General features: G+C 61.8%; 23 protein-coding genes. 17 read left to right on the top strand and 6 right to left on the bottom strand.

The window, feature by feature from the left end:
* Positions 1–20: 20 nt before the first annotated feature.
* From WMO46_RS03145 to WMO46_RS03125, 5 genes are all read right to left on the bottom strand, one after another.
* Entirely contained in the window at positions 21–998 is a 978-nt protein-coding gene (locus WMO46_RS03145; RefSeq protein ID WP_019151816.1) for a hypothetical protein, read from the bottom strand.
* A 96-nt stretch (positions 999–1,094) separates the two neighbouring features.
* Entirely contained in the window at positions 1,095–1,964 is an 870-nt protein-coding gene (locus WMO46_RS03140; protein ID WP_129651164.1) for a Clp protease ClpP, read from the bottom strand.
* The gene (locus WMO46_RS03135; RefSeq protein WP_129651166.1) at positions 1,961–2,227 is read right to left on the bottom strand and encodes a hypothetical protein; all 267 of its coding nucleotides are present in this window, start codon (positions 2,225–2,227) and stop codon (positions 1,961–1,963) included. The genes WMO46_RS03140 and WMO46_RS03135 overlap by 4 nt, the downstream gene beginning before the upstream one ends.
* Positions 2,228–2,229: 2 nt before the next feature.
* Positions 2,230–4,581: a hypothetical protein gene (locus WMO46_RS03130; RefSeq protein WP_129651168.1), complete on the bottom strand. Its 2,352-nt coding sequence runs from the start codon at positions 4,579–4,581 to the stop codon at positions 2,230–2,232.
* Entirely contained in the window at positions 4,572–5,621 is a 1,050-nt protein-coding gene (locus tag WMO46_RS03125) for a hypothetical protein (protein WP_302588672.1), read from the bottom strand. Before WMO46_RS03125 ends, WMO46_RS03130 begins: the two co-directional genes overlap by 10 nt.
* A 361-nt stretch (positions 5,622–5,982) precedes the next feature.
* Between WMO46_RS03125 and WMO46_RS03120 the strand changes: the two genes are divergently transcribed.
* The 12 genes from WMO46_RS03120 (at position 5,983) to WMO46_RS03065 (ending at position 17,451) form a co-directional block, all read left to right on the top strand.
* Positions 5,983–6,537: an ABC transporter substrate-binding protein gene (locus WMO46_RS03120; RefSeq protein WP_349093764.1), complete on the top strand. Its 555-nt coding sequence runs from the start codon at positions 5,983–5,985 to the stop codon at positions 6,535–6,537.
* A gap of 68 nt (positions 6,538–6,605) precedes the next feature.
* Entirely contained in the window at positions 6,606–7,589 is a 984-nt protein-coding gene (locus WMO46_RS03115) for a magnesium transporter CorA family protein (protein ID WP_019151810.1), read from the top strand.
* 215 nt (positions 7,590–7,804) lie between these two features.
* Positions 7,805–9,277, top strand: coding sequence for a lipopolysaccharide biosynthesis protein (locus WMO46_RS03110; RefSeq protein WP_019151809.1), 1,473 nt, complete (start codon positions 7,805–7,807; stop codon positions 9,275–9,277).
* Between the two features lies 1 nt (position 9,278).
* On the top strand, positions 9,279–10,424 hold the full coding sequence (locus tag WMO46_RS03105; protein ID WP_019151808.1) for a DNA polymerase III subunit: 1,146 nt from the start codon (positions 9,279–9,281) through the stop codon (positions 10,422–10,424).
* Between the two features lie 3 nt (positions 10,425–10,427).
* A complete protein-coding gene (folK, locus tag WMO46_RS03100; protein WP_019151807.1) occupies positions 10,428–10,919 on the top strand; it encodes a 2-amino-4-hydroxy-6-hydroxymethyldihydropteridine diphosphokinase in 492 nt (163 codons plus the stop codon).
* A 7-nt stretch (positions 10,920–10,926) separates the two neighbouring features.
* Positions 10,927–11,901 carry a hypothetical protein gene (locus tag WMO46_RS03095; protein ID WP_349093763.1) on the top strand — a complete coding sequence of 325 codons (975 nt, stop codon included), beginning with the start codon at positions 10,927–10,929 and terminating at the stop codon, positions 11,899–11,901.
* Positions 11,898–13,931: an Ig-like domain-containing domain gene (locus tag WMO46_RS03090; RefSeq protein ID WP_302987483.1), complete on the top strand. Its 2,034-nt coding sequence runs from the start codon at positions 11,898–11,900 to the stop codon at positions 13,929–13,931. The genes WMO46_RS03095 and WMO46_RS03090 overlap by 4 nt, the downstream gene beginning before the upstream one ends.
* Position 13,932: 1 nt before the next feature.
* Positions 13,933–14,742 carry an outer membrane beta-barrel protein gene (locus tag WMO46_RS03085; RefSeq protein ID WP_019151804.1) on the top strand — a complete coding sequence of 270 codons (810 nt, stop codon included), beginning with the start codon at positions 13,933–13,935 and terminating at the stop codon, positions 14,740–14,742.
* A 12-nt stretch (positions 14,743–14,754) separates the two neighbouring features.
* A complete protein-coding gene (rbfA, locus tag WMO46_RS03080) occupies positions 14,755–15,096 on the top strand; it encodes a 30S ribosome-binding factor RbfA (RefSeq protein ID WP_195499042.1) in 342 nt (113 codons plus the stop codon).
* A 7-nt stretch (positions 15,097–15,103) separates the two neighbouring features.
* A complete protein-coding gene (locus tag WMO46_RS03075) occupies positions 15,104–16,309 on the top strand; it encodes an FtsX-like permease family protein (RefSeq protein WP_349093762.1) in 1,206 nt (401 codons plus the stop codon).
* A 1-nt stretch (position 16,310) separates the two neighbouring features.
* Positions 16,311–17,138: a DUF4296 domain-containing protein gene (locus WMO46_RS03070; RefSeq protein ID WP_349093761.1), complete on the top strand. Its 828-nt coding sequence runs from the start codon at positions 16,311–16,313 to the stop codon at positions 17,136–17,138.
* Positions 17,098–17,451, top strand: a complete 354-nt coding sequence (locus WMO46_RS03065; protein WP_349093760.1) for a cytosine deaminase — start codon at positions 17,098–17,100, stop codon at positions 17,449–17,451. Before WMO46_RS03070 ends, WMO46_RS03065 begins: the two co-directional genes overlap by 41 nt.
* A gap of 8 nt (positions 17,452–17,459) precedes the next feature.
* On the opposite strand, the gene xerD is transcribed toward WMO46_RS03065, so the two are convergent.
* Positions 17,460–18,356: a site-specific tyrosine recombinase XerD gene (gene xerD, locus WMO46_RS03060; protein WP_349093759.1), complete on the bottom strand. Its 897-nt coding sequence runs from the start codon at positions 18,354–18,356 to the stop codon at positions 17,460–17,462.
* A gap of 70 nt (positions 18,357–18,426) precedes the next feature.
* On the opposite strand from xerD, the gene prmA reads away from it, so the two are divergent.
* The 5 genes from prmA to WMO46_RS03035 all read left to right on the top strand — a co-directional run bounded on the left by prmA (position 18,427) and on the right by WMO46_RS03035 (position 22,854).
* Positions 18,427–19,257, top strand: a complete 831-nt coding sequence (prmA, locus tag WMO46_RS03055) for a 50S ribosomal protein L11 methyltransferase (RefSeq protein WP_278817323.1) — start codon at positions 18,427–18,429, stop codon at positions 19,255–19,257.
* On the top strand, positions 19,254–19,979 hold the full coding sequence (gene recO, locus WMO46_RS03050) for a DNA repair protein RecO (RefSeq protein WP_349093758.1): 726 nt from the start codon (positions 19,254–19,256) through the stop codon (positions 19,977–19,979). The genes prmA and recO overlap by 4 nt, the downstream gene beginning before the upstream one ends.
* Positions 19,980–20,014: 35 nt before the next feature.
* On the top strand, positions 20,015–20,389 hold the full coding sequence (locus tag WMO46_RS03045; protein WP_019151796.1) for a hypothetical protein: 375 nt from the start codon (positions 20,015–20,017) through the stop codon (positions 20,387–20,389).
* 120 nt (positions 20,390–20,509) lie between these two features.
* A complete protein-coding gene (locus WMO46_RS03040) occupies positions 20,510–21,565 on the top strand; it encodes a porin (protein ID WP_276714886.1) in 1,056 nt (351 codons plus the stop codon).
* Positions 21,566–21,576: 11 nt separating this feature from the next.
* Positions 21,577–22,854: a YeiH family protein gene (locus WMO46_RS03035; protein WP_349093757.1), complete on the top strand. Its 1,278-nt coding sequence runs from the start codon at positions 21,577–21,579 to the stop codon at positions 22,852–22,854.
* Positions 22,855–23,019: the final 165 nt, after the last annotated feature.

Below are 23,019 nucleotides of genomic sequence, written 5' to 3'. Positions count from 1 at the left end.
GCGCCCGGTCCCGGGTCGGGTTACTGTTTGTAGGCGTAGGTGATGAGGTCCGTGTCGAGGATCTGGCTTCCGGCCATGAAGACCGCGCGCTGGCGGTTCTCCATCTCGTCGGGATTGTACCACATGCGCACTTCGTTGCCGGGCATGTCGGCCGTGTTGACCGCCAGCACGAGGTTGCGGCGGTCGGTGAGCATGCCGAACGACTGGTGGTAGGAGCTTCCCGCGAGGTAGCCGCCCAGACGCAGATCGATGACCGGGATTCCGTGGTAGGCGAGGTTCCGGCGGCCGTTCACCGTGTCGGTGTAGGCGGCGTCGGCGCCCTTCGAATCGAGGTATTTCTCGTAGAGGTGGCAGAGGTCCGAGGTGACGAAGAACGCCAGCTGCCCGTCGGCCTTGAGGTCCTGGACGCGCAGGTCGGATTTGTTCCACAGCTTGTCGAACAGCTCCACGACGTAGGCCGGGTCGGCGAGCGACGCCTCCTGGTAGGTGAAGTTGTAGATGACCTCGTCGTCAACCTGGGCCTTGATCTGTTTCAGGAATCCGTCGAAGGTGTTGTAGCCCGACGTGGCGGTCGTGTCGCCGATCCACATCGTGGCGCGGATGTTTTCCGCGAGGGCCTGCCTGAAGAGCGTCGTTTCGGCCTGTTCGAGGTCTGTGCCCGAGAGGTCGTCCATGTTGACGTTCGCCATCGCCGTGATCTTTTCGTAGACCATCGAGAAGTAGTCTGCGGCGGAGAATCCCAGTTCGGCTTTCACGCGGCTGAGGTTGACGGTCTTTTCCTTTTTGGTTGCCGGGGCGCCTCCCGTCCAGCCTGCGGAGGTGAATTTCTGGAGGATGTTGCGCTGTCCGTCCCAGAGCTGGATGTGCGTGGGTTGGGGCATGTTGTAGAGTACGCGCACGCCGAGCTCCTGGGCCGACGGTCCGGTCAGCATCGGGCGGAAGAAGATGTTTTCGAGATCGGTTCCGGTGTACTGTTTCGAATTTTCGAGATAGGTCATGGTGATTGTTGTTTTTGAATGTTTGTTTGATTTGGGTTGTTTGGTTTTGCCTGACCTCACTTTTGGTAAGGGCAATTTTTAATTGCGGTTCCGCTGTTATCCGCGGAATCGCCTTGCGTCTTCGGCATAGGCGCGCTCGTTTGCCGAGCGGACCGTGTCGCCGTACGAGGGGTCTTCGCGGGGTTGCGTGACGGTGGCTCCGAAGCGTTGGCGGGTTTCGTCCGACACGACGGCCGAGCGCCGTTGCAGGGCCCGCACCTCTTCGCCGGAGTGCAGCACGCTGCGGTCGGCGGGTTCTTCCTCTCCGGGCCGCAGGCCGATGCCGGCGAGCAGACGCTCCCAGCCCCGGGCGATGTTCCGGGCCAGCGACGACGACCGTCCGGCGGTTTCGACCACTTTGTCGGCGAGCCCCGCCGCAACGGCCTCTTCGGGCGACAGCCAGCGGCCGTTGCCGTTGTTCTCGGCCATCAGGGCCTCGAACTCCTCGGCCGGGCGTCCCGAACGGGCGGCGTAGACCGCGGCGATGCGGGCGTCGGTCTGGTGCAGCAGATCGAGTTTTCCGGCGATCTCCGCGGCGTTTCCCTCGGTTGCACAGACCGCCGTGTGAATCAGATAGAGGGCGTTCGCTGAGATTTCGCGGCACCCTTCCGAGGCCGCTTGCGCGATGATCGTCGCGGCCGAGGCCGTGTAGCCGTAACAGCGGGTGGTGATGCGTGCCGGCAGTTGCCGCAGGGCGTCGTGAATCAGCAGGGCGTCGTTCACGTCGCCGCCCGTCGAGCGGATGTTGACCACCACTTCCGGGGCTTCGATCCCGGCGATGCGTTGCAGGGCTTTGCTGAAACGCTCGTAGGTCGCCACCCGGGCTTCGGGATCGTCGAACTGCCACTCCTCGGGGATGCCGATGGTCCCTTCGATGTCGATCCGGCAGACTTCGGCTGAATTGTTGATTTGAATTTCCGATTTCATGATTTGTTTTTGTAATTGGTGTAAAATGCGTTGCGCGCCTTTTCATAGGAGCAGCAGTATTTTCCGGCCGCCGCTTCCAGCGCTTCGCAGCGGGGCACTCCCTCCCGTTCGAGCCGCCGCACCTCGTCGCGGATGGCCTGCCGTTCGCACTCCCGGCGGCTGATGAGCCCCATTTCGAACAGCCGCCGTACGGCCTCCGCGGTCCCCAGTCCCCTGACCTCGCGGAGAGCCGTTTCGGCCAGCATTTCGTCGTGCCGCGTCATCGTCAGTCCTCCGTCAGCCGGTCGAACGTGCAGCGCACCGAGGCTTTTTCGGGGTCGTAGTCGCCCACGGCGCAGAGTGCGGCCCTCACCACGCCCGCTCCGGTGTCGATGCGGAAGACCGAGCGGATTTCCGGGGCTCCCGTGCCGGGCGTGAAGAGCGCTTCGAACTCGTGGGGCGCGAGCCGCAGCGAGAGGGTGATACGTTCGCGGGCGGCCTCCCGGCGCACCTGACGGTCGTAGTAGCGGTGCAGTCCCGCCTGCCCGTCGCGGTCCTCGAAACAGAGCGTGAACCCCTCGTCTCCCGCGAGGTGGAACGCCGCCAGCGGATATTCGGCCTGCCCCGAAGGATACCCCCAGCGTTCGCCCGCGGGCAGCGGACGCATCCCGGCGTAGCGGACGATCCGGGGCGTGAAGTTGGTGCCGTCCTCCTCCGCATCGTCGCGGTCTCCGACCCGGAGGATCAGCGCCGACGGGGCGTTGAGGTAGTGCCCCGCCGAGTTGAGCGAGGGGGCGAACAGCGGGTTGCGCACCGTCTTTTCGCCCTGCAATGCGGCGTACGGTCCGGTTTCGAAGCTCCACGACCCCAGCGGCGACTCCTCTCCGGCGTCGAAACGGGTCACGGCTCCGTCACCGTCCTGATAGCGCCATGTCCGCACCTCGTGGATTTCCGGGGCGATCTCCCGCCGTTCGACCGACTGCGAAAAATCCGTCCTGCGGCTCCAGTCCGCCTCGGGACCCGCTCCGAAGAACTCCCCTTCGGGTTCGATCCACACCGTCCGGGTCGCCTCCTCGGTGTAGAACCGCAGATTGAAGAGATGCGCCAGCGCTTCGAGCAGCTCCGCCTGCCGGATGCGGTGCTGCGCCACGTCGGCGAAGGCGATCCGCGACCCGAATCCGGGACCCGACAGGAACCGGGGGCGCAGCGCGCATTCCTTGTGCAGCGTCAGCTTCATCCCCTCCTCGGCTCCCGCGAAATAGATCTGGTTGAAGTACTTGGGCGACTGCGGCGAGACGCTTTCGGCGACCGTGCGGAGCCGCACCTCGACGGTCGTTTCGCCCGTCTCGCCGACATACCCGTTGTAGAGCGCCCAGTCCCCGGTGTAGGGCACCCATTGCGAGCCGCTGCGGACCATCAGCGTCGGTTGGGCTACGGTTCCCGATGCCGGGGTCGTGACCTGCGCCGAGCGGGCCGCGAAATCGGTCCACACCGTGTCCGCCGTGCCGTTGCGGACATAGACGAGGCGGTATTGCGCCCCTGCGGCGTGATCGAAGACCAGCGCACGGTAGGTGAAGTTCGGGGCGATCGCGTCGCGCAGGTCCTTGTAACGGTTGGCCAGTTCGAAGCGGAATTCCGATCCCGGCCCGAGATATACCGTGTCGAATCCTTTGAGCCGCGTGCGGGAGACGATGCGGTGCGCGGTGGTGTATTTCAGGCGGTATTCGAATCCGACGCTGATCTCCGCGGGCGGCGTGAAAACGATCTTCCCGTTCTCCGTCGAGAAGCAGTTGCCGTTGTTGTAGAGTCCGCTGACTGCCTCGCCGTCCGCATCGACGCTTTGCGGCGTGGCCGTTTCGACGATGTTCCCCACCGTGTTGGCTATCGCCTTGGGATTGGCCGCGACCCGTCCCAGTTCGTTGGCCGTCGCCGTCGCCGGGGCCAGCCTCCGGGCCGCGAATCCCATGCGGTTGGCGGCCGCCGTGGTGTCGCGCGAGGAGTAGGTTCCGCTCATGTAGAGCGAGCGGAAGAACTCCGATTCCAGAAAGCGGCTCTTCACGCCGTAGCCCGCTTCGGTGAAGATTTGGCCGACAAGCGTGGCGATGTGCAGAAAGGGGTGGTAGTCCTCCACCGAAAGAAGCCGTTCGGCCGGAAGCAGGTCCTGCGAGCCGTTCTGTTGTTCGTATTCGTCGCGGTGGACGGGAAAGAACTTCACGGGCGACGCATCCGTCCAGCTTTCGAAGATCGTCGTCGGCGTTAGCTCTCCCTGCCACGCCACGCCCAGCCGGGAGAACATCCTGCGGGCGGCGTTTTCGGCCCATCCGGCACCGCCGTCGCGGATTTCGAGCGTGTAGCCCGCCTCCGACGAGGCCAGCAGGCGCACCGTTCCGCCGATCAGCACCGCCCCTTCTGCCGTCAGTTCCGCCGTGTGGAGCGCATCATTGAACCGCCCGGCGGCATGGGGGTCCCCGGCGAAGGCCGTCACGGCATCGTTTCGGGGCGTCGCCGGGATCGTGATTTTCAGCGACCTCCCCTCGCGGCAGGTCTCCGGCCCGGCCAGCTTCGACGCATCGTAACCGGGTACGGCGATGCTCTTCGTGCCCAGATCGCAGGGCTGTCCGTCGATTCTCAGTTCCATGACGTGCGGGTTTTGCGTTTGGGACGAACGGCGATTTCCAGACAGTTCAGCGTGCCGTGACGCTGTACGACGGCTTCATCGGAGGCAATATCCACCGGGGTGTACGTGTCGTCCCGGGCGATCCAGACTTCCGGGGCCGATGTCAGTTCCGCAAGGGCCTCCAGCACCTGCCGTCCTTCGTAGGCCGACACGAGCACCGTCTCGCGGTCCGTCTCCGCCGTCGCCGCCGTGCGTCCGTCGGGACCGTACGCCTGCTGCCGGACACTCCGGACGACCTCCGTTTGCAGGACGGGGAAGGAGTAGTGTTCGACCGACCCCGCACGGCTGCGCCAGGCGAGCCGCACGGCCTCCTGCCGGGCCGGGATCACGGTGTAAACCACCGTGCCGCAGGCCCCGGCATCGACCGTCAGCGTCTCCGCATCCGGGAAGTCGCGCAGGTCGAGGCGGAAGATGTGCAGCCCGGCTTCCGCCGCACGGTAACTCTCTGCGGCGGCGGTGTCCCCGGCCATCGCGGTCACCGTCACGGTGCAGGGGCCGTCGGTCAGCAGCGTCAGTTCGTCGCACGCTCCCTCGGGGATCAGACGCCGGAGGGGCATCGAGGTCAGCAGGCAGGGTGCTTCGGCGGCTTCGGCGCCGGGCCGGAACGTGCGCGCCGGGGAGACGGCTTCGACGGCTCCGCCCGTCGCCGCTGCTTCGACGTGGACCGTGACCGTCCGGCCCGCCGCGGGGTGAAATCCCGTGCCGCCCGTCGCAGGGACGAACTGCACGCGGCGGCGCAGATAGGGTGCGATGTCGAATCCGGCCTCCGTCACCGCCGCGAACCGTTTCGCGCCCAGCAGGGCGCTCCCGTCGCCGGTCTGTCCGGCTGTGCCGGCTCCGTTTGCGCCGTCGGGCGAGACGGCTGCGCCGATTCCCTCTGCGGGCCCGGCCGCCGCATCGACGATGCGGATGTCGATGTTTCCGGCCGCCTCCTGACTGACGGCATAGCGGAGTTCCCCGCCTAAGGGGGCGTACTGTTGCGGAATTCGTGTAAATAGCATAATGGATGTTTAAGAAAGATGACTGTATTCGGTTCGCCGCAGAACGCGGCGCAATGCGGCATGCGGATGCTTTCGACGCTTCCGGTGGCACAGACACAGAGGCGGCCGGGTTGTTGATAAAACGGTTGAAAACTTGTCGATAAACGGGGGTAACAATTCACAAAATGCGGAAACAGAAGCGTTTCCCGATGTCGATAACTTTGCCGTCCTTGCCGGCCGGTTGTGAATCGTTCGGCAAATATACGACAGCCGATACCCCCTTGTCAAGACCCCGATGCACTTTTTCTAAATTTTATGGAAAAACTTCGGGATTTTGTCGTACCTTTGTTTCGCGAACCAACAGTTTTACATCGTATGGATGATGGTCATAGTTCCACGTATAGCCGTCGTGTCGTGCCTCAGCACGACCCCATTCATCTATGGTATCCAGCGCGAAGGTAACTTCCGCGCCGAATTGCTGTTGTCCGATCCCGAAGAGTCGATCCGCATTTTTTCCGACCGTAAAGCCGACATCGCCCTGGTGCCTGCCGCCGCCGTGCCCTCGTTGGAGGATGTGCGCATCGTCACCGAATACTGCGTCGGCGGGGTCCCTGCCGCGAAGGAGGCGTTGCTTGCCGACGACGATCCTTTCGTGGCGGCGTGGAAGCCTTTCGGGAAACTCCCCTGCGCCTTCGCCCTCTGGGTGGCGCACGGCGACGTGGAGCCCGAGACGGTCGAGGCTTTGCAACATGCGCTGACCTTCGGTCTCGAACACGGTTACGAGGCGGTTCTCGATTCGGCTTTTTCGGCCGATCCGGGGCTTGCTTACGCGGGTCTCGCCCATTTCGACTACATTTTCGACAATCAGAAAGACAAGGCGCTCAAAAAGTGCTGGGATTCGGGGCTCAAGGTGGCTCCGCGAGCCAATCCCGGCTGAAGAGCTTAGCGGACGGACTTCCGCCTCTCTGCACGTAAACGGATTCACGAACATTAAGAGAGCGTCTTATGATTACAATTTACCTCAAACAATACAACAAGATCATCCGGAACGCCGATACCAAGCTCTTCGACGAGTTGGGTTACGACGACATCCTGTGGATCGACATGCTGCTGCCCACGATCAAGGAGCAGAAAGCCGTCGAGAACTTCATGGAGATCAGCCTTCAGACCAAACAGCAGGTCGAGGAGATCGAATCGACATCGAAATACTCCGAGAACGAGAACGCCATCATCTCCAATTCGAACTTCTTCGTTCCCACGGGCGATTCGTTCATCGTCGAGCCGGTGTCGTTCATCATTTCGAACGAGGGCGTGCTCGTTTCGGTGCGCAACGCCGAGTTCCGGACCTTCCGCGAGACGGAAAAGCGGCTCCAGATGAACTACCGCAGTTATTCGACGGGTTACCACCTCTTCATTTCGTTGTTGGAGGTGCGCATCGACTTCGATGCCGACCTCGTGGAGTTGATCGCCAAGCAGGTCGCGGCGTTGTCGAAGGACATCAACTCCGAGGATTCGATCGACAAGGAGGTGCTGCACCGCATCAGCGCCTTGCAGGAGTCTACGATGTCGTTGCGCGAGAACATCTTCGACCGCCAGCGCGTATTGTCGGGCATCCTGCGTTCGGAGCGCTTCCCGAACGACATCTACCCGCGCTTGCAGCTGATGATCAAGGATGTCAATTCGCTGATCAACCACGCCGATTTCAGCTTCCAGCGACTCGATTATATCCAGGACGCTGCGTTGGGTCTCATCAACATCGAGCAGAACGAGATCGTGAAGATCTTCTCCGTGGCGGCCGTGATCTTCATGCCCGCGACGCTCATCGCCTCGATCTACGGCATGAACTTCAAGTTCATGCCCGAGCTGGATTGGATGCTGAAGCTCGGCAACGGTTGGAATATCCCTCTGGGTTACATCTTCGCCATCGGCATGATGATCTTCTGTTCGGCCCTGACGATCTGGTACTTCAAGTACAAAAAATGGCTCTGATCTCCCCGCCTGAGAGGCGGTTTTCAGCGTAGGTTCGGGAGCGCAGAACCGGCTGGTCAGCGAGCCAGCCGGCTTTCGCCCGTAAACCGGGCTTTTTAAGCCCGTGCTTTTGGTACTTTTGGCATCAAAAGTACAGTCCTCTTTTTCCCTTCTTTCAAAGAAAGAAGAGCTTTTCCCGGTAAATTTCGTATATTTGCAAGCTATAAACATTCGTCATGCTCGAAAAACTGGCCAAACAAACCGCCGTCTACGGTATCAGTACCATCGTGGTAAGGTTCCTGAGCTACCTGCTCACGCCTTACTACACCCGTATTTTCGGGCAGGAGACCTACGGCATCGTGACGGATGTCTATGCCCTCATCCCGCTGGCGCTCACCCTTTTGACGATGGGCATGGAGTCCAGTTACTTCCGTTTTTCGGCCAAGGCCGAGGAGGCGGGCGGGGAGGTGAAGGCCGCCAAGCGGCGGCTTTTCGCCACCACATGGGGCATCACGTCGCTCGCCGCTGCGGTCTTTTTCCTCGCAATGGCCTTTTTCCGCAACGGCATCGCTCGCGTCATGGGCGAGGCGTATGTGTCGCATCCGGAGTATGTCGTCTGCGTCGGGCTGATCATCCTTTTCGACGTTTGGGCCTGCATCCCCTTCTCGCGGTTGCGCGAACAGGGCCGGGCCATGACTTTCGTGGGGTTGAAAGCGCTCAACGTGGCCTTGAACGTGGCTTTGGCTTTCGGATTCGGCGCCGCGGGGCTTTTCGCCTCGGAGTTCGGCGTGGGATGGGTCTTCGTCGCCAACCTCGCCGCCAGCGTCGTGACGTGGCTGGCGATTCTGACCACCGTCGATCGCACGGTCCCGAAGATCGACTGGGTACTTTTGGCCGCTGTTTTCGCTTATTCGCTGCCGTTGCTGGTGGGCGGATTGGCCGGTACGGCCAACGAGTTCATCGACCGCCAGTTGATCAAATACCTCGTTCCCGAGGGGGCTATGGCGCAGTTGGGCGTCTACGGCGCCATCACGAAGATCGCCGTGGTGATGATGCTCTTCTACCAGATGTACCGCCTCGCCGCCGAGCCGTTCTTCCTCTCGAACTTCAAAAAGTCGGATTTCGTGCAGATGAACGCCGCGGCGTTGAAATATTACGTCATGGCTTCGATGTTGATCTTCCTCGGCATCGCGCTCTTCCGCGACCTCTTCGCGCTGATCGTCGGGCGGGATTTCCGCGAGGGCATCTTCATCCTGCCGGTGGTGCTGGGGGCGAATGTCCTCACGGGCGTCTGGCTCAACCTCTCGTTCTGGTACAAACGGGAGGAGCGCACCTCGCTGGCCATCGTGGTCACGGGTTCGGGACTCGTCGCCATGCTCGCTTTCGGATTGTGGCTCATCCCGTTGTGGGGTTATTACGGGGCTGCTTGGGCACGTCTGGCGAGCGAATCGGCGATGGTCGCCGTCAGTTGGTGGCTCAACCGCCGTTATTATCCGACGCCCTACGACTGGCGCCGCATCGGCGAGTATGTCGCCGCGGCGCTCGCCGTTTTCGCCGCTTGCGAGGCCGTAACCTCCTGCACGGGCAATATGTTCGTAAGCTATGCGTTTAATATAGTGCTCTTTGCGTTGTACGCCGCCTACCTCGTCCGCCGCGAGCGGATCGACTTGGGGGCCATGCTTCGCTCGGTGCTGAAAAAGAAGAAATAAGATGCGATTTGCGGACATCATAGGACAGGACGATCTGAAACGACATCTCGCACAGTCGGTCGATGCCGGCCGTGTGAGCCATGCCCAGCTCTTCACGGGGTTGTCCGGTTCCGGGGCGCTGGCGTTGGCCGTGGCTTATGTGCAGTACCTCTGCTGCCGTCACCGCCGCGACGGCGACTCGTGCGGCGAGTGTCCCGACTGCAAACAGATCGCATCGCTGGCGCATCCCGACCTGCATCTGGTCTTTCCCGTGAACAAACAGGGCAAGAAGTCCGGCGAGGTGATGCGGAGCGACGAGTTCCTGCCCCTGTTCCGCACGTTGTTCGACGAACGGGGCGGTTATGTTTCGCCGCAGGACTGGTACGACCGGCTCGACCTGGGCAAGACGCTCAAAGGCATGATCGCGGCCCGCGAGGCCGACGAGATCATCCGCAAACTCTCGTTCAAGAGCTTCGAGGCCGACTACAAGACGATGCTCATCTGGCTACCGGAGGCGATGAACGAGGAGGCTGCCAACAAGATCCTCAAAATCCTCGAAGAGCCTTGGGAGCGGACGCTTTTCATTCTGGTCTCCGAGCAGCCCGACCGGTTGTTGCCGACGATCATTTCGCGGACGCAGGAGGTTGCCGTGCCGCGCATCGCTCCCGACGTGTTGGCGCGGGTCGCTGCGGAGAGGGGTGTTTCCGACCCGTTGCAGGCCCGCAACATGGCGCGTCTGGCCGGCGGCGACCTCTTGGAGTTGAACCACCTGGTCGCGGGCGAGAGCGATGCGCTGCGGAAAGAGAATTTCGACCTTTTCTGCGGCCTGATGCGCCTGAGCTACAACGATAAACACCTCGAACTGGTCTCCTGGGCCGAGGATGCGGCACAGCTTTCGCGCGAGCAGCAGCGGGCTTTCCTGCGCGATGCGGCACGGCTTCTGCGCGAGAGTTACATGCTCCATGCGGGCATCCGCGAAATCAGTTACCTATGGGGCGAGGAGCTGGCCTTCTGTTCGAAATTCGCCCCTTTCGTCGGTTCGCAGAACATCGAGCCGTTGATCGCTGAGATCGAGAGCGCCTCCGCGCAGATCGCACAGAACGGCAACCCGACGATCGTTTTCACCCATTTTGCCCTCTCGGTGAGCAAGATGATAAAACATTTGTGAGTTATGGCACGTGTGGCACTTCTTTTAGGCGGAAACCAGGGCGACGTGAAGCGCACCCTGCAAACGGCACAGCAGTTGATAAACTCCCGCGTGGGGGCTGTCCTGCGTTGTTCGCACCGTTACGAGAGCGAGCCGTGGGGATTCCCGGCCGCACAGCGTTTTTCGAATCAGGCGCTGGAGGTCTCGACCGACCTTTCGCCGCTCGAAGTGCTCGACGCCTGCCAGGGGATCGAGCGCGAATTGGGCCGCAACCGCGCCGCCGAGGCGATCGAGAAGGCTTCGTCGGGCGCCGCCTATTCGTCGCGTCCGATCGACATCGACATCATCTTCTACGGCGACGAGGTGATCGACGACGAGCGCCTGACGGTTCCCCACCCGCTGCTCGCCGAACGGGAGTTCGCATTGCAGCCGCTCGCGGAGATCATGCGCCGGCACCGCCATCCCGTCACGGGAGTCACCGTCGGGGAGATGCTCGATGCGCTGCGTAACCGATAAACAGAAGATGAACGTGAGACGAACGATACTCTTTCTCGCCGCCGCGGCGCTCTTGACGGGGTGCTTCAAGGACGTGTCAACCACGACGAATTACGTGATCAAGCCCCTCGTGCAGGACTTGTCGGGCGATCCGTACCTGGCGCTCGACGGGGTGAAAGCCTACGCTTTCGACGCCGACACGACTCTTTATACCGTCGCGTCCTACGCGGATGCGTTGGAGGGCGTCGCCAGCCTGAAAGGCAACCCTTCGGAACGCCTTTCGCCCTTCGTCACGGCTGGGCCCTACGAGCGCGAAGGAACTTCCGGATGGGTCCAGATGTCGATGTCGAACGCTACGCAAATGGTCTTGGCCGTCGATACGGAGCATCGGATCTACGCCTACACCCAGCAGGAACTGACCGAAAACCTCCCGACCCTGTACGTGACGCTGCCTTTCAAGCCGTGGAAGGAGGGCTTTTCCTACAAGGACGGCAGTTGGAGCTATTACAACGAATTCTATACGCCTCCCACCTACCTCGACTGCTTCATCGATCCCGCTGTCCAGAGCGAGGAGGGCGGTGCCGCGGAGGAGATTTCGAATTTGAAAGCCTATGCCTTCGCCGCCGACACCGTGGCGTGGTACATCGCCTCCTACGACGATGCCGTTGCGGGCAAGATCACTTCGAAGGACGACGATTCGTTCACGCGCTCCAACCCCAACTTCACGGCTTACAAGGAGGAGGGTTCGTCGCTCTATAAGATGCAGGTTTCGACCGGGACGCTGATGGTGGTCGTGGTCGATCGCGTCGATCGGCTCTATGCCTACACGAAGAAGGAGGTCGATCTCGAAGGGGCTCCGCCGACCTTCTCCGTCCTCTTCCGGCCGTGGGTGCAGCAGTGGATCGACACGGAGGAGCCCGACGGTTGGGTCGTCGTCAATCCGGCGCTCGACCCCGACCCCGACAAGGATTCGCAAACGCAAACACAACCACGCCGCCGATGAATACGCCGCGACATACCCTTTACCTGCTGCGCCTTGCGGTGGCGCTGCTCTTCGTGTCGGCCTTTCTGAGCCGTTGCGCGAGCATGATGACCCCTACCGGCGGTCCCCGCGACTCGCTTCCGCCCGTCATCGTGAACATGACGCCCGACAACAATTCGGTCAACCGGCCTCTCGTCGGCCACGAGAAGATCTACATCGAGTTCGACGAGTTCGTGCAGCTCAAGGACCAGCAGAAGGAGTTCTTCACCTCTCCGGCCATGAAGAAGAAACCCACGGTCACCCTGCGCGGCCGGGGCATCGTGATCCAGTTGCGCGACACGCTGGCTCCGAACACGACCTATTCGCTCAACTTCGGCAGCGCCATCCGCGACAACAACGAGGGCAACCCGCTCTATTCGATGCGCTACGTCTTTTCGACGGGTCCCGAGATCGACTCGATGCTCCTTACGGGTTATACGGCCGACAGTTACAAAGCCGATTCCGTGTCGAAGACCTTCATCTGGTTCTTCCCGGCCGATTCGGTCGGGAACGTCGCCGAATACGACTCCACGGTGTTCAAGTACAAGCCTGCGTCGATCGCCCGCGCCGAGAACAACGGCATCTTCATCGCCCAGAATCTCAAGCCGATCCCCTACCGGGTCTACGCCGTCCAGGACAAGAACGACAACCAGATGTACGATCCGGGCAGCGACCAGGTGGGCTTCCTCGAAAAGACCTACAACCCGGCCGAGATGCCCGATTTCGCCATGTGGTACGATTCGATCCGCCAGTACGTGACTGCCGAGCCGCAGCTCTATTTCCGGATGTTCACCGACAAGGCGTTCCGCCGGCAGATGCTTTCGGAGTCCGAGCGGCCCCAGCAGCATAAGGCGATGCTCTATTTCGCGTCGGCGCACCCGAAGATCACCGCCCTGCGTTTCGACAGCATCCCCGCCGACCGGGTCATCTTCGATCCTCAGACCGTGGGCCGCGATACGATCGCCCTGTGGTTCAACGTCCCCTCGGCCGACCTTCCCGATACGATCAAGGGTGAGATCACCTATTTCAAGCACGATACGGTCAACCGCTTGCAGGAGGTCACCGAGCCGTTGAAACTCGCCTGGCGGCTGATCGAGACCAAGGAGCAGGAGCGCGAGCGCGAGAAGCTCGAACGCGACCGCCGCAAGGCCGAGGCCGCCGGCGAGGAGTGGGTCGAGCCCAAAAAGCCGAATCCCTTCGCCGTCAAACTCCCCACTTCCGGCGACATCAACCCCGAGAACCACCTCACCGCGGAGTTCGATTACCCGTTGGTGTCGGTCGATTCGTCGCGCCTGTTGTTGACGCGCCTGCTCGAAGACAATTCGGTCGAGGACGTTCCCGTGCACATGGTGCGCGATACGGGACAGTTGCGCAAATGGTACATCCGCGCTCCGTGGAAGACGGCCGGACAATATACGCTGACCATCCCCGCGGGGGCCATCACCGACGTTGCGGGCCTTTCCAACGACTCGATCGTCGGCAAATACACGGTCCTCGACCCCGAGAAGTTCGCCACGGTGAAGATCCACGTCAACGGTCGTGACGACGGCACGAAATACATCGTCCAGCTGCTCGACGGCAACAACGCCCTCAAGCAGGAGCGGCGCGACGTGACGACGGGCGACATCCAGTTCAATTACGTTCCGGCCGGCGAGATCAAGTTCCGCATCATCGAGGACCGGAACGGCAACGGCAAGTGGGACACGGGCAATCTGGTCGAGCGGCGCCAGCCCGAGCGGGCCGAGATCTATGCCAACGACGAGGGCGAGGACACCTTCGCCACCAAGACCAACTGGGAGATCGAGTTCACGATGGACATGAACCGCATCTTCGCACCGGTCACGATGCAGTCTCTTTCGCGCCTGCTGGACGAGCGCGAGGCCCAGCGCCTGCGCCGCGAGGAGGAGAAACGGCTCAAAGAGGGCCCGAAAAAGAACCGTCAGGAGCAGGAGCGCCAGCAGCAGAACAGCAATTTCAACGCTGCGGGCGGCATGTTCAATAATTTCAGGTAGGATGACGATGAAACGACATATCATTGCCGGGCTCCTCGCCTTCGCCGCTCTCGCCGCGTGGCAGGGCGCCTCGGCGCAGCATACGCTCGGCTTCACGGTGGGCTACGGCATGGGCAACGGCCGCTTCCAGCCCCAGCAGGAGATGCGGGCGATGTGGGGCATGTACAGCGGCGGCCTTTCGTGGCGTTACTACGGCACGCAGCGCTTCGTGGGCGGCTTCGGCGTCGATCTCGAATTTCTCCAGCAGGGCTTTTCGTTCGCGCCCAACGCCTCGCTGGTCGAGGAGAAGAAGGATTATCTCTACTATTCGCGGCATGTCAATTCGATTGTGCTGCCGGTCGTCTGGCAGCCCCATGTCTACATGTTCCGCAACCGCATGCGCGTCTACCTCGAGGCCGCCGCGACCTTCTCCTATAACTTCTCTTCGACTTACGAGAACGAGCAGGCGCGGGCCAACGGGGCTTCCGACTGGAAGGGAACCTACGATTTCAAGCTCCCGCGCGACAACCGCTGGGGTTACGGGCTGGCCGGGGGCGGCGGCATCGCCTTCCTGATCCGCCGTTTCGAACTGAATTTCCGCGTGCGTTACTACTTCGGTTATTCGGACATCGTCCGCAACCGCAACAAATATTCGGACAATGTCGGCGACGGGTCGGAAAACCCCTTCTGGGCCACGCCGCTGCGTTCTCCGCTCGACAACCTCACGATCTCCGTGGGGCTCAACTACCGCTTCAACAAACAGGGCTTCGAGACCTGGAAACCGAGACCCAAGAGGGAGAAGAACCGCGAGGTCTTCAAATATGGGTTGTAAAAACAGCAGATTATGGAAACCACCCGTCAGCAGAAAATCGCCAAACAGATCCAGAAGGACGCCGCCGACATCTTCCAGAAGGAGGGGGCGCAGATCGTCCGCGGTGCGCTCGTCACGGTCACGGCCGTGCGTGTTTCGCCCGATTTCAGCTACGCCAAGATTTACGTCAGCATCTTCCCCTTCGAGCAGAGCGACGAAGTGATGCAGCGTCTCGAACATCAGAACTGGTTCATCCGCCGGGCCCTGGGCCAACGGCTGCGCAACCAGTTGAAAAACGTCCCCGAAATCCAGTTCTTCCTCGACGATTCCCTGGAATACATCGAGAATATCGACAAAGCGTTGAAGAACGAATAACCGGACCATGCTGCCGCAGCTCTTCGCCCGCCGCTACCTCTTTTCGTCCCAATCCCGGTCGGTCGTCAACCTGATCGCGGGACTGAGCGTCGCGGCCGTTGCGATGCCCGTCGCTGCGATGATCATCCTGCTGTCGGTCTTCAACGGCTTCGAGTCGTTGGTGAAGTCGATGTATTCGGCTTTCGACGCCGACCTGACCGTCACTCCGCGGCAGGGGCAGACTTTCGCACAGGGGGAGATCGACTCCGCGGCGCTTCGGCGCATCCCGGGCGTCGGGGCGTTGTCGTTCACGCTCGAACAGAGCGCCCTGCTCGAACACGGGGGGCGTCAGGCCACCGCCACGGTGCGGGGCGTCGATGACGCCTATGCCGAGGTGTTCGCCTTGGGCGACGCCGTGTCGGCCGGGGAGTGGCGGGTGCGTCTGGGCGATCTGGAACGACTGGTCATCGGACAGTCTATGGCGTGGATGTTGGGTATCCGGTCGCTGGCCGACGCCGATGTCACGCTCTACGCCGTGCGCCGGGGTTCGTTCTCGTCGCTGTTGCCGTTGGAGAACTACACGCGCCGCACGGAGCCCGTGGGCGGGGTCTATACGCTCGACCTCGACACCGAGCGCACCTATATGCTCTCGTCACTGCGGCTGGCGCAGGAGCTTTTCGGTTACCCGGGCCGCGCTTCGTCGCTGGTCGTGCGCCTCGATCCGGGGGCCGATGCCGCCGGGGTCCGCCGGGCCGTCGCCGAGGCCGTGGGCGACGACTTCCGGGTCCGCACGCGCGACGAACTCCGCGCTTCGTTCTACCGCATCATGGCCTACGAGAAGTGGGGCATCTTCTTCATCGCCCTGCTGGTGCTCGTCATCGCCTCGTTCTCGGTAGTGGGGGCGTTGGCCATGCTGATCGTCGAGAAGCGGGGCGACATTGCGACGCTCCGGGCGCTGGGGGCCGACACGGGACTGATACGGGCCGTGTTCCGCTCCGAAGGATTTCTGATATGCGGTCTGGGAGCCGCCGTCGGTGTCGTGCTGGGTGTCGGCGCGAGCCTCGTGCAGCAGCATTTCGGGTTGATCGAGATTCCCGCCGAGACGTTCCTCACGAAGAGTTACCCCGTCGAGTTCCGTTTTGCCGACCTGTTGGCCGTTCTCGCCGCCTTCGCCGCCGTGGCCGTCCTGCTGTCGGGCGTCACGGTGCGCAGTATGTTGAAAAACAACGAATGATATGAAACGATACCTCCGTATAACGGCTTTCGCCCTCTTCGCGGTGCTTTTCGCCGCCTGCGCCCGCCACAAGATCATCCCCGACGACAAGCTGGCGCAGATTTTCCACGATGCGTTCCTCACCAACGCCTATATCGGCAACGGGAATGTCAAGACCGATTCGCTGCGCATCTACGAGCCGATCTTCGCCCGTTACGGTTATACGACCGACGACGTTCACTACACCATCGGCAACTTTTCGAAGCGCAAGAGCGCCCGCCTGGGCGACATCGTCGAGCGCGCCATCGAGATGCTCGAACGTGAGGGCAAGTTTTACAACCGCGAGGTCGCCGTGCTCGACACGATCGACAACGTGGCCCGCCGGACCTTCACCCGGGCGGTCCTCGCCGACTCGCTGATCCGCGTGCGGTCGCTGGCCGACACGGCGCGGTTGAGCTTCTCGCTCGACGTTGAGCCGGGCGACTACCAGCTTTCGCTCAGGTACCTCGTCGATTCGCTCGACCGCAACGACAAGGGGCTCAAGGGCTCCGTCTGGCTCGAACGCCGCGACAGCACCCGCACGGGGGTCTATACCACGACCCTGCGGCGCAACCGCGAGGAGACTTTCTCGCGCCGTTTCACCGTCGATTCGTCGCACCGCCGCCTGCGCATCGACTTCCTGAACTTCACGGGCAAGCCCCAGCGCCCCTCGGTGACGATCACCGACCTGAAGGTCGAATTCACGCCTCCGACGCGCACGGCGGTCGAAAAGCTCTACGAACAGCAACTCGGTATCCGTATTTTCGCCGATGAATTCTTCCGCGCAGCCCTCCCGGCGGATAGCCTCTAACCTCCTCTGGACCTCCGGGGGCATCGTCCGCAATCCGTTGCTGACGCTCGCTCCCGACGGCCGGGTTGTTGCTGTCGAAAGCTGTTCCGAACCCGACCGCCTCGCCGCCACGGAGTTCTATGCGGGATTGTTGGTCCCCGGCTTTCCGGACGACTTCCGTGCGGCTTTCGAGCGTCTGTGCCGGATCTCTGCGGCGCCGTTGCCCGAGTTGCTCGCGCAGACCGTGACGCCCGGCGGCGTGTTGGTCGTGATCTCGGGCCTCGACTACGAATCGCTGCGGCTGACACCCCGGTCGCAAATCCGCAGGTTATAGTTCCCTTGTCAGATCGGCAGATGCTCTTCGACCGTGTGACGCAGATGTTCGCGGTCGAGATGGGTGTATATTTCGGTCGTCAGAATATTTTCGTGTCCCAGCATCTCCTGCACCTGGCGGATCGAGGCGCCGCCTTCGAGCAGGTGGGTGGCGAACGAGTGGCGGAAGGTGTGGGGACTGATGCGCTTGGTGATCCCGGCCCGGCGGGCTGCCTCCTTGAGGATGGTGAAGATCATCACCCGGGTGAGTTGTTTGCCGCGGTTGTTCAGGAATACGACCTCCTCGCCCGTCCGGGTGCTCCGGCGCTTTTCGAGATAGAGTTGGATGCGGTCGCGCGCCGCGGCGCTGATCGGCACCAGCCGCTGCTTGTCGCCCTTGCCGATCACTCGGATGTACCCTTCGCCGAAAAAGAGGTCCTGCATCCGCAGCGACGTGAGTTCCGAGACGCGCAGCCCGCACGAGTAGAGCACTTCGAGCATGGCGCTGTCGCGCAGCCCCTTGGGCGTCGAGGTGTCCACGGCGGCGATGATGCGGTCGATCTCCGGGGTGGTGAGCACGTCGGGAAGCTGGCGTCCGAATTTGGGCGTCAGGACGAATTCCGCCGGCGACGATTCGATCTTGTCGGAGATCATCAGGAAATTGAAGAAACTCTTCACGCCGCTCAGCGCTCTCGCCTGCGAGGTCTTTTCGCGTCCTTTGTCGTAGAGCCACGCCATGTAACGTTCGATCATCGCCTCCTCGACCTTGTGGGGCGCTACGTCCCATTGGCGCAGGATGAAATGGGCGAATTGCCGCAGGTCGCGCATGTACGATTCGACGGTGTTTTTCGAGAGCCGCTTTTCCAGTTTTATATAGGTGCGGTAGCGGCGTCCGGCCTCCTCCCATTTTTTCGTATTTTCTGCCATGTCCGATCCGCTCGATGTCGATAATTTGAGTAACTTTGCTCCGACGAAGGTACGAAAATTTTACATGATTATGGATTACGTTGCACTCAATATTCCGTGTTCCGACGACGAGCAGGCCGGAATCCTGACCGCCGAACTGGCCGACTTTCCGTTCGAGAGTTTCGAGACCGGCGACGGCGTGCTGAAAGCCTATATCCCGCAGGAGCGGTTGGCCGATTGCAAGGAGCAGGTCGATGGTCTGCTGGCGCGCTACGGCGTCGCCGGACGTTATATCTCCATCGAGACGCAGAATTGGAACGCCTTGTGGGAAAGCAATTTTCCGGCCGTCGATGTCGAAGGGCGCCTGCGCATCCGCGCGCCGTTCCACGAGGCGGCTCCCGCCGGCGAGACGGAGGTGATCGTGATGCCCAAGATGTCGTTCGGCACGGGCCACCACGCTACGACGTGGCTGATGTCGCGCGCGGTGCTCGACCTCGGGGTCGCGGGCCGCACGGGGCTCGACATGGGCAGCGGCACGGGCGTGCTGGCGATCGTCGCCGCGAAGTGCGGCGCCGCGCATGTCGATGCCGTGGACATCGACGACTGGGCCGATGAGAACTGCCGCGAGAACGTCGCCGCCAACGGGGTTTCGGAGCGCATTACCCCGATGTTGGGCGATGTCCGCCGCATTGCGGGTCGGAGTTACGATTTCATTCTGGCCAACATCAACCGCAATATCCTCGTGGCCGACATGGCGGCCTATGCCGCGGCCCTGACCCCGGGCGGAGATCTGGTGATGAGCGGATTTCTGGAACAGGACGTTCCGGCGATCACGGAGGCCGCCGCGAAACTAGGAATGACGGTTGCCGCCACCGCCGACCGCGACGGTTGGATGCTGGTACATGTGAAAAAGGAGTCGTGAAAAGCTACAAAGGTCGCGGCATCGTGCTGCACACGCTCAAGTACGGCGATTCTTCGATGGTCGCCTACCTGCTGACCGATGTCGGAGGCCGCCGCAGCTACATGGTGCAGGGGGTCCGCAGCCGCAGCGGGCGGGGTTCGAAGCTGGCGTTGTTCCAGCCGATGTTCCCCGTCGAGTTCGAGGGGTTGGAATCCCCGCGGCAGCAGATGGACCGTTTCAAGGAGGTGCGTGCGGGGTTCGTGCTGCAAAGCCTGCCGTTCGACGTTCGCAAATCCACGATGGCGCTCTTTATGGCCGAAGTTTTGTATCGTCTGGTCCGGGAGAGCGAGCCCAACGAACCGCTTTTCGACTTCGTGTGGGGTTCGGCCGAGGCGTTGGATGCGATGGACGACGGGGTTTCGAATTTCCACCTTTGGTTCCTGGCCAACCTGAGCCGCCTGCTGGGCTACCGTCCGGGCAACGACTATACGCCGGGGGCGTGGTTCGACATCCGCGAAGGATTGTACATCCCCGTGCGGCCCGCACACCCGGGGGTGATGACGCAGGAGTGCGCCGCGTTGCTCGATACGATGCTGCGCTGCGACGTGAGGCGTCTGGGCGAAGTGGCGTTGAACCGCGAACGGCGGTCGGACTTTTTGAGTGCGATGTTGTCCTATTTCGGCTATCATCTCGACGCCATCAGCGCCGTGCAGTCGGTGCGCATACTACGGGAGGTGTTTTAACGTTATTGATAGAGAGAAGATAAAAGGGGAAAACTATGAGAAAGATGTTGCTTGCGGCCGTTGCGCTCGCCGTTGCGGTGGCCGCCTCCGCCCAGGAGCCGAAATTCGATTTCAAACGCGATACGACCCGCACGTCGGGCTTCGCGCTTCCCGATTCGCTGGCGCACATGTCGCCGTGGAAACCCGATTATAAGACGATGGCGCCGGTGAAGACCAAACCCACGGTGTCGATGACTTCGGTGGTGGTGATCCAGAAGGAGAACCTGCCTTCGCGCATCACCGTCATCGACAACAACACCCTGCGTCTGGGGCCGCATTTCACCCTTTCTAACGGACAGGCGTGGAACTGGAGTCCCTATCCCGACGCCTATCTCGACGCGCGTACGCTTTCGTTCCCCATGCCGCGGTAGTGCCGCATCGGGAGCCGTTTAAGGGAGGGGCCGGAGCGATCCGGCCCTTTTTAGGTATTTTCGCGTATTGACCGGCAGCGATGAAATTCCGAATTTTGTCCCGAATTCGAATCGTTGCTTATGAGAAAGATTTTTACGGGATTGTTTTTCCTGCTTTTCCTCGGGGCCCGGGCTCAGGAGCCTGCCGCCGAGCCCTCCGTTGCGGAACTTTCGGCCGAGGTCGAGGCTCTGAAGGCCAAAACCTCGACATGGGACAGGATATTGGCCCGCCTGCCCGAGATTTCGGGATACGTGCAGACGGGTTACGAGTGGTCGGAGAGCTCTTCGACCTTTTTCATCAAGCGCGTCCGCCTGAACCTGACGGGCGCCATCGCTCCGAAACTCGACTACCGGGTGCAGATCGAGTTCGCGTCGCCGAAGATCGTCGATGCCTACGTGCGTTACCGGCCTTTCGACCAGTTGAATTTTCAGCTCGGCGAGTTCAAGCTCCCCTTTTCGGTCGAGAACACCGAGTATCCGCCTCTCAAATACGAGTTTATCGAGTACCCGCTTTCCCTGCGGCGGCTGATGGGCTTCGACGACATCTGCGGACTTTCGGCCACGGGGCGCGACATGGGCGCCATGCTCTGCGGGAGCTTCTTCAAACGCAAGGATTTCAGCATCCTGAGCTATAATTTCGGCGTCTTCAACGGCGAAGGGCTCAACATCAAGGACAAGAACAAATCGAAGGACATCGTGGCGCGGCTGACGCTGCGTCCCGTCGCGGGGTTGCAGATCGCCGGCTCCTATTATTGGGGCGAATACGGCGCCGACTACCTCAAGCGGGTCCGTTACGGTGCGGGCGCCTGCTACGACCGCGGCCCTCTGGTGGTGCGTGCCGAGTACATTTGCGGCACGACGGGGCTCCCCGGGGGCTCCGGCGAGCTGGACAGCGACGGTTGGTACGCTGCGGGCGGCTGGCGCGCGACACGGACGCTGATGCCCGTTGTGCGTTACGATACTTTCCGTGAAAATACTTCCGCAAGCGACTCCCGCCAGACCAACTATACGGCGGGTCTCCTGTGGCAGCCCGTGAAATTCCTCCGCTGCCAGCTCAACTACACTTACGAGGACTATGCGTCGCGCGCCGCGTCGAACCGCAACGTCGTGTCGCTGATGTTCACCGGGATATTTTAATTGAAATCGCTATGAAAAAACTCATCGAACAACTTCGCGTCGAGGACTGGGTGGTGGTCTGGGTCTCGATTCCGTTGCTGCTGCTTGCGGCGCTCGTCCCCGCCGATCTGCCGAGTGTCCCCTCGACCCTCGTGGGCGAGGTGGCTTGGTACAATATCCTTTACCTGTTCGCCATCGTGCTGGCGGTGCTCTATGTCGGCTGCCTGCTGTTGCGGCGCCCTCTCAAGGGGCTGTTGCCGTCGCTGGTCGTCGTCTTCGCCGTTTCGTTGCTGGCGCAGGTCGTGGCCAAGATTCCGGCCGTGTCCTACTACGGCTTCGAATCGGTCTTTTTCTCGGTGCTGTTCGGCCTCCTGATCCGCAACGTGTGGCGCGTTCCCGCGTGGATGAAGCCCGCCATCCAGGGCGAGTTCTTCATCAAGATCGGCGTGGTGTGCCTCGGCGCTACGATTCTTTTCAGCGACGTGATGAAGTCGGGCGTCTTCGGACTCGTGCAGGCATGCCTCGTGGTGGCCGTCGTGTGGTTCTTCGCCTTTTGGCTCTCGCGCCGCATGAAGGTTGACGAACGTTCGGCGATGATCCTTTCGAGCGGCGTCTCGATCTGCGGCGTTTCGGCCTGCATCACGGCGGCGCGCGTGGCGGGCGGCGACGACAAAAAACTATCCTACATCGTTTCGCTGGTGTTGATCGTCGTCGTTCCGATGATCTACCTCATGCCGTGGCTGGCGAACCTGATCCTGCCGCACCTGTTCGCACCCGAGGTGGCCGAGGAGGTCGCCGGGGCGTGGATCGGCGGTACGATCGACACCACGTCGGGCGTCGCCGCATCGAGCATGATCGTCGGCGAGGTCGCCAACCAGCATGCCGTAATTATCAAGGCGGCTCAGAACGTGCTGATCGGCGTCGTGGCGTTCTTCATCGCGCTCTACCTCTCGACCCGCGGCGAGAAGGGCGGTCAGGCCCCGTCGCTGGGCATCGTCTGGGAGAAGTTCCCCAAATTCATCATCGGCTTCGTCGCTTCGTCGCTCGTATTCAGCCTCTGCCAGTCGAACGGTCTCTTCGTTCCCGGCGCCAAGGGCAAGCTCCTCGAACCGGGCGTTGCGAAGATGTTCTCTTCGGTCTTCTTCTCGCTGGCGTTCGTCTGCATCGGCCTCGATACGCGTCTCAAAGACATCATTTCGAAGGAGAACCGCAACGTCCTCCGGGCGTTCCTCGCGGCGCAGACCTTCAACATCGTCGTGACGTTCGTGATCGCCTGCCTGCTCTTCGGACTGCTCAAACCGGCGCTTTAGCGCTTTAAGAAAGCGCGTTTAGAGGCGGTGGCGGGTGTTCTCGTTTCCGAAGCGGGTCTGCGCTGCCGGCCCTTTAAGAAAGGGCTTTTAGGGGCGATGGCGGACCGGGCCTTTTCCGATGCGGTTCTGCGCTATTTCCGTTATGATCATAAAAAAGGCTGACGT

The sequence above is a fragment of the Alistipes intestinihominis genome (genome assembly GCF_040095975.1).
Lineage (GTDB): Bacteria > Bacteroidota > Bacteroidia > Bacteroidales > Rikenellaceae > Alistipes > Alistipes senegalensis.
This window is presented reverse-complemented; position numbering and strand designations above follow the sequence as displayed.